Below are 16,750 nucleotides of genomic sequence, written 5' to 3' on the forward strand. Positions count from 1 at the left end.
CCATAATGTATTTTTCTAGACGATTAACAACTATGTCAAGTTCACCAATGAATTGATTTAAATATATACCTATTTCGATATCGTCTTTGAGTCCGTCATAATATCTTAGTTTAAAAGCTTTTTCCAGTACTTCTAAGAAAACAGGGTCAAATTCATTAATCATTTTAAACTCACTCTTTAATAATAGATCTTTTAATTTTTGAAATCTATCAAAGTGATAATTATACCGCTCATCATTATCTAGATTAAACACAATTATTGCTTTTAAGTATTTTTCTACAGCCGTACTCGCAAGCATTAATCCTTGTAATATTAATTGATTATTTAGTAGGAATCTTGCAGCAATATAATCACGATACGCAAGATTAATTAGCGATGAACTGGTATTACATTTTTCAAAGAATGTTTTTGATTTAATCATTTTTCTGTAAAGATGGTCAAAACTCTAGATTAAGTTTTTTTACTTGGTTTAAGTGGTTGAAAATTTAGTTAGAAAATAAAATATATTAATACATTAAGTTAAATCCAAATCATTGTATAATTTTAGAATGAGAGTCAATAACATTGACTTTTTGCAATCTAAAACCGAGACTTCCACATTCACATAACACACGATTCCGAAATATCCTTTTAGTATTACGTTTTTATTAGTTATTAAGTTTTGATATAGAATTTGCTAATCTTCTTTCATTTCCAACTATGGTTGTGTAAAAACGTTGTTCTATTCCAAATATTAAATTTTTTAAATGATTTTCATTTCCTATGCTAAATTGATTGTTCTCTTCTGAAAATTCTAATTCTGGACAATATTCTCTTATATAATTATGAATTTGAACCTTATGTTCCTCTTCTAGGTTATTAAGTGTTTCAATAGCCATTGCAATACGTTTTCTATTTGCAGTATTTACTCGAGATGTTTCGAAGCCATCGCTTAAAGAAATAAACTCACTGTTTAAGAATTGTTCAGTCTCCTCATCAGTAGCTTCTTTGTATAGTTCTATTATTTCAGGAAATATTGATTTTACATCACTTAAATTTTTAAAGTATAATGTATCATTAGATATTTTATAGATTGCATCTGGGACTGATTTAATAATTAATATTGGATGGTCTGTTTTGATTTCCGGTTCACCACTTAATGAAATCCATTTTTTTGTAATTATATTACTATAAACAAATTTTTGAAAACAGAAGTAATCATCTTGAAAAGCGCAAAAATATTTAACAAGATTATATTGCAAATTTCCAATTTGGTGATGTTCAGCACTATTAAAATCTTGAGTTAATAAGGGGATGGAGTAGTTTGATTGATTGAAATTTTCAATTCCAAACCATTCGTCTTCTTCAAGTTTGTAGTTTGTATCAAATACTTTGATATTTTCTAAATCATCAGGTATCTCATATATTTTTTGATCTTGTGATAATATTGAAAAGAATGTATTATTAGTTCTTTTCTTTTTAGCTATTAGGTAATTCATAATTATATACTTTTGTCTATAAATGTGAAATTATTAATTCTTTTGAGGCTTGGAAATTCTACATCATCGATTTTTGTTATCTGATTTTTAGAGATAATAAACAACTTTGCTTTGTTACTAGTTGAAACATTATAAAAGTGATATCCAAATATTAAAAATAATGGATTAAAGTAAAGTGTTTGGGAGAGGAAAGTGAATACAAACAATATAAAAAAAACGAATAAAAGAGTATCACAATTATTTACGCTCAATGCAACAAAAAAATAACCTAAATAGCTTGGTAAAAATGCATTGTTGGCATTTTCTATTTCAGTAATCGTTCCTTTACTAATATTTGCGTTCCCGAGATATTTTGAAATGAAAAGACTTAAAAATGTTAATATTATTGGAATTGCAAAATATGCTATATAGGATGCATAATTAGGTAGAATATTTAGTTTTTCGTGTAAGCTATTTAAAGTGATTTCATCTTTAATCAAAAAAATTACTAGAATTAAAGAGGTCGCATTAAAAGTTAATAATGTTCTATAGAGAAAGTTCATTTGAATGTTTTTTTTTTAAATTGCTTATTCTCACAATCCTAAGGTGAATATATACATTATAATTTGAATAAGTAATGATTTTGGTCACATGTTTTATCTGCTTAGTGTTGATAATAAGTAGCTTTTGCGATTTTGTAAGTAGTTCATTGCTTTTATATATATCAATTTTTAATAGTATTCTCGCTATGACTTAATTCTTTAAATGAGGAATTTATACTAATTTTCAAAATAAACCAACAAATTCCAAAGTGAATTAATTCTTATAAAAGCAATTTATAAGTTTTGAAGTTTGTCTTAAAACGAATAGTCAATCATAATTAGTTTAGTTTATTTTCAGACTACTTAACAAAAATTTTTCAAGTATATTTCTTCATTCTAATTGTTCCTTATTAAAGGGTTGTAATTTTAGTAGAGAGGAGCTGAAGTTATTTCATTTAATTTTACACAAAGTTACTTCGCCAGATTGACGCGCTCCAGCGTTTCTGGCGTACGCACCCAATAAAATAAATAATAAAATGGGTATCCGTTCTTCTTGAGAACGGAGCCTCCACACTGCGTTCATTTTTTTACTTATTTTCTTTTGCTTGGTCAATTTTTTGTCTCGTAGGGAGCTGGTGTTAATTAATTTTTTCACCTTAAAGCGTTAGACTATGCAAACTTTTTTAGATTTTAAAGAACTCCTAGAGACCAATGAAAACATTATTGTAAATGAATTAAGCCTGTCTTATAAAAGAGCTATTGAATTAAATGATCATCAATTTAAAATGTTGAATAGTTCAACTAAAGTAAGCAACTTACTCCGAGAAATATGGGAAACGAATCAAATAGAAGTTCGTGAAAGCTTTTATTTACTATGTTTCTCTTCTGGATTAGATCTAGTGGGTTATCAAAAGATTTCAGAAGGAGGCTTGGATGCTGTAATTGTTGATATACGATTACTGTTCTCTATAGCTCTATTATCCAGAGCTACTTCAATAGTTGTAGCACATAATCATCCATCAGGAACTTTAAAGCCAAGTGAAGCAGATAAAATTCTTACCCAAAGAATTGTTCAAGCAGGCGAATTATTGTCTGTAAATGTGAACGATCATATTATACTAACAAATACGAGTTATTACTCATTTAGAGATGAAGGGCTTTTATAGTCCTTTAACTTGTATACTATATGTGTTTCACCCTACATATTTTCTTAATATGTAGGGTGATTTTTTTTGAATGTACTTATGCTATTATTGCATAAGTTCAAACATATATGAACTTTTCATTTTATACCAAGTTCCCCAGATTGTTAAATACTGCTAAATTTAATATGCATCATGAGAATAGTTATTTAATTAAATGGAGTAATTTATAGTATATAAGATTGTTAAGTTGGTTTAATTAAAGCTTAACTGTTGTGTTTTTTTGATGTATTTGAAACTAAAATAAATCTATACCAACATGCTCACCTTGTAAAATATCCCTTTTCGAACTTCTGAATTTTGAACTCAATAAAAGATATGTTCTTTGACATTGAGGGATGAAGCATTTCTGCTTTTTAAACAGAAATTATAGTGCAGTCGAACTAAACATCGATGAACCATAGGCAGCCGGTTTCGGCAGGTATGTAGATACCTACGTGAGTATTCCCAAAGCAGATATTTAAAAGATTACTGCAATCTGCAGTATTTAAATGATAGCAATATAAGGGAGGCTCTCGTGGTAGAGTACTCCCTTTTATAGGTAAAAGGGATTTGTTTTCCTTTTGTTAATCATCTTACCTTCTAAAAATAAGCAATATGGTATCATGGAATAATGCTACTCAAATCAAAGAGCAAATAGCATTGGTCGAGCTGTTGGCCAAATTGGGACATCATCCTGAGTATCGCTCAGGAAAAGAATTATATTATATAAGTATGCTTCGCAAGGAACAATCAGCTTCTTTTTGTATAGATGACAATCTTGGGGTTTGGTATGATCATGGTGGCGCAAATTCTTCTGGAATCAAAGGAGGAAATATTATAGACTTTGGTTTAGCATTTTGGTATCCCATGCCATTAAAAGATGTATTAACTAAAATAGCAGGAGTTATGGATATTCCATTCACTGAAATAACTGATATAGATTCAAAAGTGAGACGTCCAAGATTTAAAGCTGCTAAGGTATCCAATTATGATATTGAAACAATTAAAGAATTGGATAATCATCCAGCCATCACGCGTTATTTGAAAAGTAGAGGTATATGGGAAGTTGCAAGCTCTCATATCAAAGAAGTTTATTACACCATAAAATCAGGACCTAAAGCTGGAAGACAGTTTTTTTCAGCTGGATGGCAAAATGATAATGGAGGGTGGGAGTTACGTAATAGGATAGTTGAGCGTGATTTTAAATCTTGTTTAGGAAAAAAGGGTATTACAACCCTACCAGGATGTAAAGAAGCAGTATCCATATTTGAAGGATTTTTAGACTATTTAAGCTGGAAAATGGATAATCCCCATGCTCCCGATAGTATTGTAGTTTTAAACTCTGTTAGCCTTATGGAATCTGCTGTAAATAAGTTGAATGGGTATTTTAACGTAAATGTTTACTTTGATAATGATAACGCCGGTAAAGCGGCATTATTGAGTTTGAAAAATGTAATTCCTAATGCTGTAGATCGTTCTTATACCTATGCTAAATACAAAGATTATAATGAATTGTTGCTAGCTAAGCAAAATAAGAATCTCTTGTTTGAGGAAGCTAATATCTATCAAAAAATGATGGCATACTATAAGCGATAATTAGCTATTTGACTAATCAATTAGCTAGTATATTTACCTATCAATTTCCTATGATATCAACTAATTAGTTAATCGACTAAATAGATAATCAATCAGTGTGTAAGTTGATATATTGATAGTCTAGCTAAATGTGCCATTGATTTGCTAGGTTCTAAATTAGCAGAATAAGCACTACAATACTAAATCATTTTATTAGCCCTTTAGCTAATTGATTAGTTCTTTATTCCATTAGCTGATTTTCTATTCAGCAATGTATTGTAATTAAAAATGCATTGTTCACTTCATTTTTATTCATGTTTTATGGATTTTTTTGTATTAAACCTAAATATTGCATCGGTTTGTTTATGCAGCATGTAGTCAGTTTGTTATGGTGTATTTATGGTGTCAGCCAAACTCTTTGTTTTTAATGCTGCAAGTTGTGTTTTGTGGTACCCCTAAACCTGACTTGCCATCTCAATTCGCTACCATCTCTGGCACCTAATTGCGTGGATAAAAACCTGCGCAACTTGGTTTTATCAATAAGGAATGTAAGAATACAAATAAGCTTATCATGCAAGAGAGAAAGAAAGGGGGAAGGCCAGTATTGTTATCTGAAAAACGTAAACATGTCATTAAGGCGAAGCTAACAGATGCTGAAATTTTAATCCTAAAAGAGCTGGAAAGGGAGGCTTATATGAACAGAGCTGAACTTATTCGAACCTGTCTTTTGGGAGGTAAAGTCGTAACAACTCATTCTCTTGATTTACTAAAATCACTTGATCCTATAGGTATTGAATTAGGAAGAGCAGGGAACAATATTAATCAACTAGCTAGACATGTGAACATGCTCAATAGGCAAAATAAGCTTGACACTGCAATTGTTATTTCTTTTAATTCCTTACTAGCTGATTATACACAAAAGCAAACTGAACTTGAGAAAACTCTTCGGCAGATTTTGAGGAACCTAAGACATCGTTAAAGCGCATATATGATAGTTAAGATTCTCAAGAAGTCTGCAACATTTAAAGCTGTTCGATATAATACGTCTAAAGTTGTTTGTGATCGTGGGGAATTAGTTCTGATTAAAAACTTTGATTTATTGCAGGGAATAGAAAATTTACGTCCACAAGATTATATAAATTACCTAGAGGCTGTATCATCAAGAAGTATGCGCATTAAATTCCCTCAATTTCATGTTGCTATTTCAGCCAAAGGGAGAGCGTATAGTAAAGGTGAACTCTCAACTATTGCACAGCAATGGATGCAGGGGATGGGGTATGGCAAACAGCCCTATATGTTGATATACCATAAAGATACCGGGAATAACCATATTCATATTGTTTCTACTCGGGTAGATAGGCAAGGAAAGAAAATAAATGACTCCTATGAAAAGATTCGTGCCTATCGCATATTAAACCAAATTATGGGGGAAAATGAACACTATTCTTTAGCTAACTATATCCAAATCGCATTAGCATATAATTTTTCAACTCGAGCGCAATTTACCCTATTACTTGAATTGCAAGGGTATGCTTGTGTGCTATCGGAAAATAGCTGTAAAATCAGCAAATATGGTCGCGTAATTGATGAAATTGATTTACACCTAATTGATCAGAAAATAGCTGCAAGTAAAAAGTATCAAGACCGCATAATCCAAATTCGCGCTATACTGCATCGCTATGAAAATAATTACGATAAGACATTAAAATTTCTAGATGATGCATTTAGCTCTGATTTTTCCAATTTTCTGCATGAAAAGTTCGGCATCCAGATACTTTTTCATGCTAAAAACGGACATCAACCCTATGGATATACCCTAATAGATCATACTACAAAAAACGTATTTAAAGGAACCGAAATTAAACCGCTTAAAGAATTTATATCATCGGCAACAAGGAATCATATGGAGACTAACGTAATGGACCAAAATCATATACCTCCAATAGAGAATATTACACAATATGATCATAAACTTTCCCCAGTGCCTAGCAAAATTTCTTGGATAACGCCATGTATAAATGCTGATACGAAAGATGCAGCGATTCCTCTTTCTGATTTTGAAATATCAATTTCAAATGATGTGGATGATGAAGCCTTACATGCTCGCAAAAGAAAAGGTAAACAAAAATTAGGATCAACAAAACGATAAATCATTTATTAAGATACTATGTATGGTCATATTAATAGGAAATCAAAAGGGGGGAGCAGGTAAAAGTACGATTACCCTCTTGCTGGCAAATTATCTCTGTGAGCTCCAGCAGCAAAAAGTTACTGTACTAGATATGGACTATCAGCAATCTGTAGCGTCAAAATATGAGAAAGCAAAAATACTTGATAATGAAGCTCCTTACGAGGTTATTCCTGCTGACTTAAAACACTTTCCCATATTATTAAAAGTACTTCTTAAAAATCCAAAGGAAATAGTGCTAATAGATTTACCTGGAAAAATGGATGACGATGGATTAATACCTGTAATCCTTTCGGGGGACTTAATTCTTAGTCCATTTAACTATGATGAATTTTCTGTAGACTCCACGCTGCTCTTTGCAATGGTAACACGTAAGATAAATAGTCGAGCACCTATATTATTTATCCCTAATCGTATTAAAACAACGGTTCGATATTCAACCCGTCAAGAAGTTGATAAAGTGCTTGCTCAATTTGGAAGGGTTACGGCAGGAATTTCAGATCGTATTGATTTCCAGCGTGTAGATACCTTGCATACTCCAGCTATTCTATTACCTGTTATTCTTCCGCTATTAGAAGAAATATATACAAATTTTATTCAAAAAAGAGAGGATTTATGACTGAAATAAAAACACTTGCCGATCAGTTACGTGATACATTACGCACCACAGATAATAAAGTGCATATTTCCGAAAAGGTAAATAGTAACAAAATATCAACGACTAAGAAGCATAAACCTCCAAATGAAGAACATAAACATATTGTAGACTTCTTTAATGCACTTGAGGAATTCAAACTTGAAGCTACAGAGAAAAGTATGATTAGAGTTGATAAACGTACTATTAATCTACTGAAACGCTTGAAACTAGCTAAAGGCATTGATATGAATCGATTTATCGTATATGCCTTACATCAATATATTAATCAACACCCCTGGCTCCCTAAACATATCCAAGAAATTATTAAAAACACTGACCTATGAACTGGACAAACTTTCTCCTTATGCTCACTTTGTTATACCTAAGTTATTATGGTATTAACTTACTCTATGATGTATTCAAATCTCGGAAACCTGTAAAGGATGCGAATACGGATGAAATATTATTTTTTGATGATGACAATCAACCTCAACTTATTATACCGCCTGAAGAACAATTAGAAATAGATGTTGATGCATCAAATTCTTTACATGATAGCGTGGTTGAAAATGTAGTTGACGAAAACTCAGATAGGCAAATAGAATCTACATCGAATTTTATTCAAACGACAGGTGCCGTAAGTTTAACCGAATTATTCAGCCTAGCAAAAAGTAATTTAATCCATTACACCGGTGAAATTAGTTATTGATGGTTAATGTATGTCGGTCAATAGTTCTATTCTATGCCATATCTTGCTTGTATCTTCCCCTAACCAGTCAGGGACAACCTGGAATTAATGAATTTTATAATGCCAGTAGAGAGATGCATCGCTGGTATTTTTCTCTCTCAGATTTAGTATTAGTTATTGGTGCAATTTCTGGCATCTTAGGCGGATTGCGTATTTATACCAATTGGCAATCTGGTAGACAGCATCATATTGATGCCCAGGTCATGGGCTGGTTTTTTTCCTGTCTTTTTCTCACGCTGATTAGCGTTTACTTACGCGCACTATACGGAATCAGTTAATCCAATTTTATACATCCTTTAATTTTTAACTAATGACAGTAACATCTAAAAAGTTGTTTACTTCCGCTGTGCTTTTGTTTGTCGCAGCTCAAGTTTTATTCGCTCAAACTGGTGGAGGTACTACAGGAATTAATGCGGCCACCTCTTCGCTAACCAGTTATGTTGATCCTGTTTCCACTTTAACACTGGCAATTGGTGCCGTGGTTGGTATAATCGGTGGTGTGCGCGTATACATTAAGTGGAATTCAGGTGATCAGGATATCAATAAAGAGTTAATGGGATGGGGAGGGTCTTGCTTATTTCTCGTATTGGTATCTGTGGTTATCAAAGCATTCTTTGGCGTGTAATGTTACGGCAGTTTTCTATATACAAGGGGTTACAGAAACCCCTTGTTTACCGTGGGTTTAAAGGCAAATTTATTGCTTGGGGAATAGGTTCTCTTATTGCTGGGCTAGTTATTGGTGGGCTGATTGGAGCCCTATCCAGTATGTATTTAGGGGGCTTTATCACACTAGTGACAATAGCAGCAGGACTTAGCTATACATTCCACAAACAAAAAAATGGACTCCACGCTAAGACAAAATCCAAAGGGATATTTATTCATCACGTCAAACTGAAGAAAAATTATGTACAGCACATTTTCTAAATCCACCTTTGAAATGCCTTACGCCGGAATTGATCATTGTAAAGGTGAAGCATTGCTTTATGGTAAAGGAGGTGATTTTTCGGCAATATATAAGCTGAGCAATCCTGTAAAACAATATGCTGCAGATCCGGAGCCTTATAATGCATATCATAACCTATTACTTAATATCATTAAAATTCTAGGTGAGGGATATATCATTCAAAAACAAGATATATTTTCAAGAAAACGCTATCTGAATGAACATGCGAAAGAATACTTGCAATCCAAATATGATGATCACTTTAATGGGCGTGAATACACACAAATAACGACTTACCTGACCATTACAAAACAAGTAAAAAGGAATGCTTTTTATGTACATGATCCCAAAGCATTACATGATTTTACTGTGCAGCTCGATAAATTATTTGATCTTATGAAGGGTAGTGGAATGTTGCCAGAACGACAAAGTGAGAAGCAAATACAGCAGCTCGTGTCTCGGTTATTGGCATTTGATTTTACCGCTGAGAATATCGTGCTGGATAATATTGCTGCTAACGATACTGAGCTTAAAATTGGAGAACGTACACTGAGAAGTATCAGTTTAATAAATACAGATAACATAGATTTACCCGAGTCCGTTAGTAGCTATACGCATAGGAATGATAGTAGAAATTTGCGTGATTTTCCTGTAGACAATTTGTTTTTTTTACACCATGTACCTGACTATAATTGTATCATTTATAACCAGCTTATCGAAATTCCAGCGCAGCAAACTACGCTAAATAAGTTGGAGCTGAAACGTAAGCGTCACTCCGGAGTTCCCGATGCAGCTAATTTACTCTGTGTGGAGGATATTGATAAATTGCTTGTTGATGTTGCTAGAGAAAATCAATTATTAGTCCATGCGCATTTTAATATATTGCTTTGTGCTGAACAAAGTAAAATTGCTAAGTCCGCTAATTTTATTGAAGCTTCTCTATTTCAGCAGGGTATCATACCTTCCCGAAATGCCTACAACCAACTTGAACTTTTTCGTACAGCTTTACCTGGCAATGGCGTTGAACTAAAGAAATACGATTGGTTTTTAACTACTTCAGACGCTGCTCTATGCTTTGTTTTTAAAGAATCCATGCAGATTGATGAAAATTCAGATGTTCTAATTCGTTTTACAGACCGCCAAGGCATACCAATTGGAATAGACCCCGCCGATGAGCCTATGCGAACGGGAAGAATTAACAACAGGTCAAAATTTACCCTAGGGCCATCGGGATCTGGAAAATCATTTTTTATGAATGCCCTTGTCGAGCAATACTGCCGTTATAATATGGATGTTGTTATTGTGGATACCGGTGATAGTTATTCGGGATTATGTAGTTATTATGGCGGTAAATACATCACCTATACCGAAGAAAAACCAATATCAATGAATCCTTTTGCTATTTCGCAAAATGAATTCAACTTGGAGAAAAAGGATTTTTTAAAAACATTAATAGCTCTGATTTGGAAAGGTGCTGACGGGCACTTATCTCAAATTGAAGATACCGTGCTGTCGAATGTATTGTCATCTTACTACTATGATTATTTCTGGTTAGATCCAAGTGCTCAAAATTTAAATCGTCCCGCTAAGCTTGACTTCGATTCTTTTTATACCTATTCAGTTGATAAAATACGTGATATAACGCAACAAGAAGCGATTAGTTTTGACTTAGATGAATACCGCTATGTGCTTAAAAAATTTTATTCTGGTCAAGAATTTGGAACTGTACTTAACGAATCTGCCGATTCATCTTTGTTTACTGAGAAATTTATAGTATTCGAAATTGATAATCTTAAAGAAAACAAAGTTCTTTTTCCCATAGTAACGCTGATCATTATGGACGTGTTTCTGCAGAAAATGCGTCATAGGAAAGATCAGCGTAAAGCATTAATTGTTGAAGAAGCTTGGAAAGCAATAGCCTCACCATTAATGGCTTCCTACCTGCTGTACTTATATAAAACGGTACGGAAATTCTGGGGTGAGGTTATTGTTGTTACGCAAGAATTGGGGGATATATTGGGTAATCCTATTGTTAAAGACTCCATACTTGCCAACTCGGATACCATCTGTCTATTGGATCAAAATAAGTTTCGCGAGAACTATGATGCTATAGCAAAATTGCTATCTATAACTGATACCGAAAAGCGTAAAATTTTTACCATTAATCAGCTTGAAAATAAGGATAAAAGAGGTCGATTTAAAGAGGTGTATATCCGTAGAGGAGCAGTAGGTGAAGTCTATGGTGTGGAAGTATCCATATATCAATACCTCTGTTACACAACTGAAAAGCCTGAAAAAATGGCGGTAGAGTATTACGTGCGAAATCAGGGTAATTATCGGGATGGCCTCAATGCTTTCGTAGCTGATTTACACAAGTCGGGTCTTGATCTTAGTGCCTTCGTTACTAAGGTTAATCAAATAAGTTAATCAAGTAATACAATTTTAACCATTAATCTCTATTGAATATATGCTACGATTGATTTTAATTATTAGCCTATTCAGTCTTACTGTACATAGTAAGGCACAAATTTATATTGATCCAGCTGTAGCTGCTGCGACAGCCTCTCATGCATCAGTTATAAACGGTCAACTAAACTCCAGCAATGAAAACCTTACACTTATACAACGCGCACAGCTAGCTGTAACTGGACAGCTTATTATAGTAAATGATTTGCAGGATAAAATATATACAGGTTTGAGTGAAGTTTCGGCAGTTGTTCGAAATGCATTGGCCATTAAAGATATTACGGAAATCAGTTCTGATATCGTTGAGTATGCTAATAAAGGGCTAACGCTTACTGCTGATAATCCGGCATTGCTGCTTTTTGCGGAACAAGGTGCAAGAGAATTTAAAACTAGAGCGACTAATCTTGCCTTGGAAGTAACTGCTTTTGTGACTCGTGCTGGAAAGGATAACCTAATGGATTCAGGTGAACGTGCTAAGCTATTAAATCGTATTGTAACCGAAATGACTATTCTCCGAGGAGTTGTATATGGCATGTATCGCTCCATGTATTGGGCAAAACAACGCGGCATTTGGAATTCCTTAAATCCATTCGCAGGTTTTATAAATATGGACAAACGTCTTGCCGATGATATTATTCGTAACGCTAAATATCTAAAACAATGAGACAGCTAATTATCCTGTTATTATTTACGTTTTCGATAGCTCAAGTTAAGGGGCAACTGAATGTTCAATTACTGCACCAATTAGTTGGACACAGTAAAGATGAGAACGAGCGCCAAACTACGGCACGCAACCGTCAAGCGATAAACACGGTAAATGAAGAATTAAACAGTTCTAAAATGACCGACCTCAAAGCAAAATATAGCATTTTACAAAGCCGGTTTCAAACGCTTAGTTTCGCTCTTGATGCGACACCAATTGGTCTTCAAGCGGCGCCAATCATTAGTGAAATTGTAAGTTATCAGCAAACTATTATTAAACTAGCAAGCCATGATCCAATACGTATTCAAATGGCTTATCAAACCGAGGTTGATTTGTTGGATAAAGCATACCGGCTTAGTCAATATCTCTACGCTTTAATGTTGAGTATAGGGGATTTAAATCAAATGAAGAAAAGCGATCGTAAGTTGTTATTTGAACATGTGTTGATCGAATTACGTAGGATGGCCGCTACCTCAAGAGGACTTGCCGCAAATATGTATTACGCTAATCGACAGCGCATGCTTGAATTTTTAAATCCATTTTCGGAATATATCAATAAGGATAGGCAGCTGTTAGAACGTATTTTCGCTAAAATAAAGCAGTTCTGATTATGAAAGAGCTTTATTATTTAACACTAACGCTACTTTCCTTCTTACCGTTTATAAGCTATGGGCAAGGGTATGTCACAGTTGTATTTGACAGTAAACATTTAGCTATTGTAGGCGAAAATGGGGTAGTAAGGTCAGCCGCTGAATCATCACATACCAATAATTTAAAGGTGATTAAAAACAGACTTGATGACATAACTATTAATCTCAATTCCGTGGTCTTAGTGCAGGATATCATTTACAGTTCACTAACTGAAGTTGATCAAGCCTTGCGGAGTGGCCTTACGGTTAAACAAATAGTAGCCTTAGGGGCAGAAATTTTTGCAGAATCAAATCTAATGTTAGAAATGGCTAAAGATTCACCTCATCTCTTACTTTTTGCGGAAGAAATTGCACGGCAGTTAAAAAATAGGGGAATAAACTTAGTTGCAGAAGTGTCTGAATTTGTGTTAAAAGAAGGTAGTAACGTGCTGATGGATTTTAGTAAGCGAGATCAATTGCTGCGTAAAATTGTAATTGAACTTCGAGTTATACGTGCGCTGGTATATAGTATGCACAGAGCCATGTACTGGGCAAAAGCACGTGGCGTATTAAGAAGCTTAAATCCATACAGTCAATTTATCTATCAAGACAAACGTATGGTAGAAGACATCATCTATAAAATTAATCAATTAAAGAACTAGTCTATGAAATCAATCGCCTCATTATTATTTTTTATAATAATATGTTCGCTTTCCATTTGTCATGCACAGCCGGTAAAATATCAGACTGATCAACATATAGTAAATCAGCAGGAACGCATGGTTTTTAAGCAGTGGGACAGAAGTAAATTTACACCAACAAAAGGTTTTTTAAGTTTAAATCCTAATTATTGGTTAACCTGGGGATTGCATCCAAATTATCCAAGAACAGATCATAGACCATTAAGTGTAGCAGGCCCACAGTCACAGCGCTTGTTGCTCGTTGCTGCAATGAAAAATACAGAGGAAGCCTATAAATCGCAAACTGATACACTTCGAAATGTTGCACTTCGTGAATACACTGCTTACACTGGTATGCTCTCCGAAATTGATCCACTTTGGCAACTGTATTACCAAAATGAATTTCGACTACTCCTCAACAATATAGATCCTTTGGAAGAGACCTCTTCAACAGTTCGAGATTACTTATCAAAAATTGGATTGCTCAGCTGGTATAGCGAAGAGCGGGATATTCTGCGTCAGCGCTTGCAATTGGCAAGAACAACAAACATGGATAGGGGAGCTAGAATCTTGAGTTATCATCATATACTTCAAGATTATAGACAACTGGATACGAGTTGGGATACTAAAAAGCAAAGAGCGGAATTATACCTGAAGATTAAATTAGTTAGCTCAACTAGCAAGGGGGCAGCCTGGTCATTTGCGCCATCTGCACATAAAAATGATCGACAAATAGCAGATGATATATTACGTAAATCCAAACTTTAATTTTCATATGATAAATATATCTTCCTACTTATCAACTGTAGTTAATCAGCACGTACAAAAAGCTATTGATGTACCGCAATCATTTAAAGATACGTTTAATTTTTTGCAGGGTAATGGTGTATATGATGATACGATGATGTACTTTTTGCGGCAGCTAAAAAATACCATTTGGACTCATTATGATGTTTTCATTGCTGATGCACAGGCGTTAAGCGCCATATTTATGCTTGTTTTTTTTGCTATAAAATCCTATGAGATGATGGCTGGTGATAAGCAGCTCGAAATAATGCCTTTATTGCGACCTTTTGGTTTGGTCATGGTAATCCTCTGGTGGCCAATTTTTACCAAAGTAATTGCCTATCCAACCGATTTAGTCGCATTAAAGACGGAAATGTTATTTAATGAAAGTCAAACTGAAGTGAATAATCTGAGGCTACAACGTGCCAAGCTGATGGTAGATGTCGCAGATCAACTATTAACACTAGAAGCTGAAGCAGAGACAGCTCGAATAGAAGCTGATACATGGTATGAAAAAGCTTGGGAATCTGTAAGGTCTTCTGTTAAAGAAGGATTTGCGGAGGTATGGAACCCTATTGTAGAAATGAGTAACCGACTTAAAGTAGGTTGGCAGCTACTTTTGACTTCATTGCTTGAAACTTTAGCCATCTGGTTATTGCGTATATGTGTATACATCATTTTTATAGTTCAAATTATATACTCTACCATACTGTTGATTCTTGGACCGTTTTCCGTTGCAGCAAGTATATTACCTGCATTTCGTGATTCTTTTAGCACCTGGGTAGCACGCTTCATAGCGGTAAACCTTTATGCTGGAATTGCCTATTTAGTCATGTATATTTCTTCACTATTTCAGCATTACGCCATGGAAGCTGAAATATCTCGTTACCAGCAATTAGTCGATACAACTGGTGCCGGGTTGGAGAAATTAACGGTATTTGCTTCAAATGGTGTGTTGTCTTTTGGAATGGTTATCGGAACTTTTGTAATTGGAGCTTTGACAATGCTAACTGTACCTAGTATTTCTACATGGATAATTTCCACATCCGGAATTTCTTCAGCAGCATCAACCATGGGGCGTGGTTCAGGTGGGCTATCAAGGATAATGGGCAAAATTCTGCGTAAAGGCTTTTAATATAAATTAGTTAAGAATATGATTATAAAGAATATTGAAGCAAAAGTCAAGTTAGCCACATTTCTATCTGCTGGCTGTTTACTTGCAGCTGTGATTATGGTCATCAGTGTATCCTTTTTTGCCTATAGACAGGTAGCCGATGCACGCAAAAGTGTATACATCATGGATGATACCAATATACCGATGTCAGCTAGGCAGACGGATGTGCAAATGAATCGTGAAGCTGAATATAAATCGCATGTAGGGCGTTTTCATAGTTTATTTTTTTCATTAACTCCAGATGATCGCTTTATGGAATACCAAATGAAGCAGGCCATGTATTTGATTGATGAAAGTGGAGCTTTACAATATAATAACCTTAAAGAAAAGGGATATTTTAACTCTATTTTATCCTCAAGTGCGGTATTAACAATACGTACTGATAGTATACATATCGATATACCAAAACGTTATTTCAGGTATTATGGAACCCAAAAAATTGATAGACGTAGCTCTACCATTACCCGTTCACTTGTAACGGAAGGTTATCTGAATGATCTAGAAATACGATCAGACAACAATCCTCATGCTGTACTTATAACCCGTTGGAAGACTATTGAAAATAAAGATATTCAACATGCTCAAAAAAACACATTCTAAAAATGAATTCCGTGATATAAAAAGACCGACTTTTGTACATCGTATTCAAAATATACAAGAGTTAACTAGAAATCTAATTGTTCGCCATCCTTTTTACTCCTTGGCTTGTATGTTTGCCTGTATGTTGATATCTGCTATATTGGCTTTTACAGTGATGCGTGTAAATGAATCAACCAAACTTCCCAAATTTCCTGGTTTAGCAACTCATGGGATAATCAAATCTTCAGCTAATATTATTGATACATATGCTGCTATGGACGAACTTGAAGAATTAAAGCAGCGTATTGCGCTAATTATTCAAAAGGATTCGTTATCACATCTTGACAGTATTCAACTTACCGAAGCATTAAAGCGGTATGAAAAAATACATCGGAATCTTCTACAATGAAATAGTAAGCCCTGAAGGCTGTAATAAATCTCATCTAATTTTTTATAATA

The 16,750-nt window shown here is 34.2% G+C and carries 20 protein-coding genes; 17 read left to right on the top strand and 3 right to left on the bottom strand.

The genetic code is table 11. From position 1 onward, the window contains the following. The 3 genes from G5B32_RS00005 to G5B32_RS00015 form a co-directional block, all read right to left on the bottom strand. Positions 1-421: HEPN domain-containing protein (locus G5B32_RS00005; protein ID WP_165289415.1), on the bottom strand; the 421-nt coding region annotated here is incomplete at its 3' end. 226 nt (positions 422-647) lie between these two features. Then, entirely contained in the window at positions 648-1,478 is an 831-nt protein-coding gene (locus G5B32_RS00010; protein ID WP_165289416.1) for a hypothetical protein, read from the bottom strand. Positions 1,479-1,480: 2 nt separating this feature from the next. After that, positions 1,481-2,020 (bottom strand): hypothetical protein, encoded by a 540-nt coding sequence (locus tag G5B32_RS00015; RefSeq protein WP_165289417.1) that lies wholly within the window; start codon positions 2,018-2,020, stop codon positions 1,481-1,483. A 650-nt stretch (positions 2,021-2,670) separates the two neighbouring features. On the opposite strand from G5B32_RS00015, the gene G5B32_RS00020 reads away from it, so the two are divergent. The 17 genes from G5B32_RS00020 (at position 2,671) to G5B32_RS00100 (ending at position 16,700) form a co-directional block, all read left to right on the top strand. Further along, positions 2,671-3,165 (top strand): JAB domain-containing protein, encoded by a 495-nt coding sequence (locus tag G5B32_RS00020; RefSeq protein WP_165289418.1) that lies wholly within the window; start codon positions 2,671-2,673, stop codon positions 3,163-3,165. A gap of 633 nt (positions 3,166-3,798) precedes the next feature. Continuing rightward, positions 3,799-4,779, top strand: coding sequence for a toprim domain-containing protein (locus tag G5B32_RS00025; protein ID WP_165289419.1), 981 nt, complete (start codon positions 3,799-3,801; stop codon positions 4,777-4,779). Between the two features lie 550 nt (positions 4,780-5,329). Then, positions 5,330-5,737 (top strand): MobC family plasmid mobilization relaxosome protein, encoded by a 408-nt coding sequence (locus G5B32_RS00030; protein WP_165289420.1) that lies wholly within the window; start codon positions 5,330-5,332, stop codon positions 5,735-5,737. 9 nt (positions 5,738-5,746) lie between these two features. Next, the gene (locus tag G5B32_RS00035) at positions 5,747-6,907 is read left to right on the top strand and encodes a relaxase/mobilization nuclease domain-containing protein (RefSeq protein ID WP_165289421.1); all 1,161 of its coding nucleotides are present in this window, start codon (positions 5,747-5,749) and stop codon (positions 6,905-6,907) included. A gap of 22 nt (positions 6,908-6,929) precedes the next feature. Further along, a complete protein-coding gene (locus tag G5B32_RS00040) occupies positions 6,930-7,565 on the top strand; it encodes a ParA family protein (protein WP_165289422.1) in 636 nt (211 codons plus the stop codon). Next, complete coding sequence (locus tag G5B32_RS00045; RefSeq protein ID WP_165289423.1) at positions 7,562-7,927, top strand: hypothetical protein; 366 nt, start codon at positions 7,562-7,564, stop codon at positions 7,925-7,927. The genes G5B32_RS00040 and G5B32_RS00045 overlap by 4 nt, the downstream gene beginning before the upstream one ends. Then, positions 7,924-8,292 carry a hypothetical protein gene (locus tag G5B32_RS00050; RefSeq protein WP_165289424.1) on the top strand — a complete coding sequence of 123 codons (369 nt, stop codon included), beginning with the start codon at positions 7,924-7,926 and terminating at the stop codon, positions 8,290-8,292. The genes G5B32_RS00045 and G5B32_RS00050 overlap by 4 nt, the downstream gene beginning before the upstream one ends. After that, positions 8,292-8,609: a DUF4134 family protein gene (locus G5B32_RS00055; protein ID WP_165289665.1), complete on the top strand. Its 318-nt coding sequence runs from the start codon at positions 8,292-8,294 to the stop codon at positions 8,607-8,609. The genes G5B32_RS00050 and G5B32_RS00055 overlap by 1 nt, the downstream gene beginning before the upstream one ends. Positions 8,610-8,641: 32 nt before the next feature. After that, a complete protein-coding gene (locus tag G5B32_RS00060; RefSeq protein WP_165289425.1) occupies positions 8,642-8,956 on the top strand; it encodes a DUF4134 domain-containing protein in 315 nt (104 codons plus the stop codon). 279 nt (positions 8,957-9,235) lie between these two features. Then, the gene (locus G5B32_RS00065; protein WP_165289426.1) at positions 9,236-11,701 is read left to right on the top strand and encodes a TraG family conjugative transposon ATPase; all 2,466 of its coding nucleotides are present in this window, start codon (positions 9,236-9,238) and stop codon (positions 11,699-11,701) included. A gap of 40 nt (positions 11,702-11,741) precedes the next feature. Beyond that, positions 11,742-12,404 (top strand): hypothetical protein, encoded by a 663-nt coding sequence (locus G5B32_RS00070; protein ID WP_165289427.1) that lies wholly within the window; start codon positions 11,742-11,744, stop codon positions 12,402-12,404. Continuing rightward, a complete protein-coding gene (locus G5B32_RS00075) occupies positions 12,401-13,051 on the top strand; it encodes a hypothetical protein (protein WP_165289428.1) in 651 nt (216 codons plus the stop codon). The genes G5B32_RS00070 and G5B32_RS00075 overlap by 4 nt, the downstream gene beginning before the upstream one ends. 2 nt (positions 13,052-13,053) lie before the next feature. After that, entirely contained in the window at positions 13,054-13,734 is a 681-nt protein-coding gene (locus G5B32_RS00080) for a hypothetical protein (protein ID WP_206366738.1), read from the top strand. A 117-nt stretch (positions 13,735-13,851) separates the two neighbouring features. Further along, positions 13,852-14,520 carry a hypothetical protein gene (locus tag G5B32_RS00085; RefSeq protein WP_165289429.1) on the top strand — a complete coding sequence of 223 codons (669 nt, stop codon included), beginning with the start codon at positions 13,852-13,854 and terminating at the stop codon, positions 14,518-14,520. 7 nt (positions 14,521-14,527) lie between these two features. Continuing rightward, on the top strand, positions 14,528-15,673 hold the full coding sequence (locus G5B32_RS00090) for a plasmid transfer protein (RefSeq protein WP_240898959.1): 1,146 nt from the start codon (positions 14,528-14,530) through the stop codon (positions 15,671-15,673). A gap of 18 nt (positions 15,674-15,691) precedes the next feature. Next, entirely contained in the window at positions 15,692-16,312 is a 621-nt protein-coding gene (gene traK, locus G5B32_RS00095) for a conjugative transposon protein TraK (RefSeq protein ID WP_165289430.1), read from the top strand. Further along, complete coding sequence (locus tag G5B32_RS00100; protein WP_165289431.1) at positions 16,290-16,700, top strand: hypothetical protein; 411 nt, start codon at positions 16,290-16,292, stop codon at positions 16,698-16,700. The genes traK and G5B32_RS00100 overlap by 23 nt, the downstream gene beginning before the upstream one ends. Positions 16,701-16,750 lie beyond the last annotated feature (50 nt).

This window comes from Sphingobacterium sp. SGL-16 (assembly GCF_011043515.1).
Taxonomy (GTDB): domain Bacteria; phylum Bacteroidota; class Bacteroidia; order Sphingobacteriales; family Sphingobacteriaceae; genus Sphingobacterium; species Sphingobacterium litopenaei.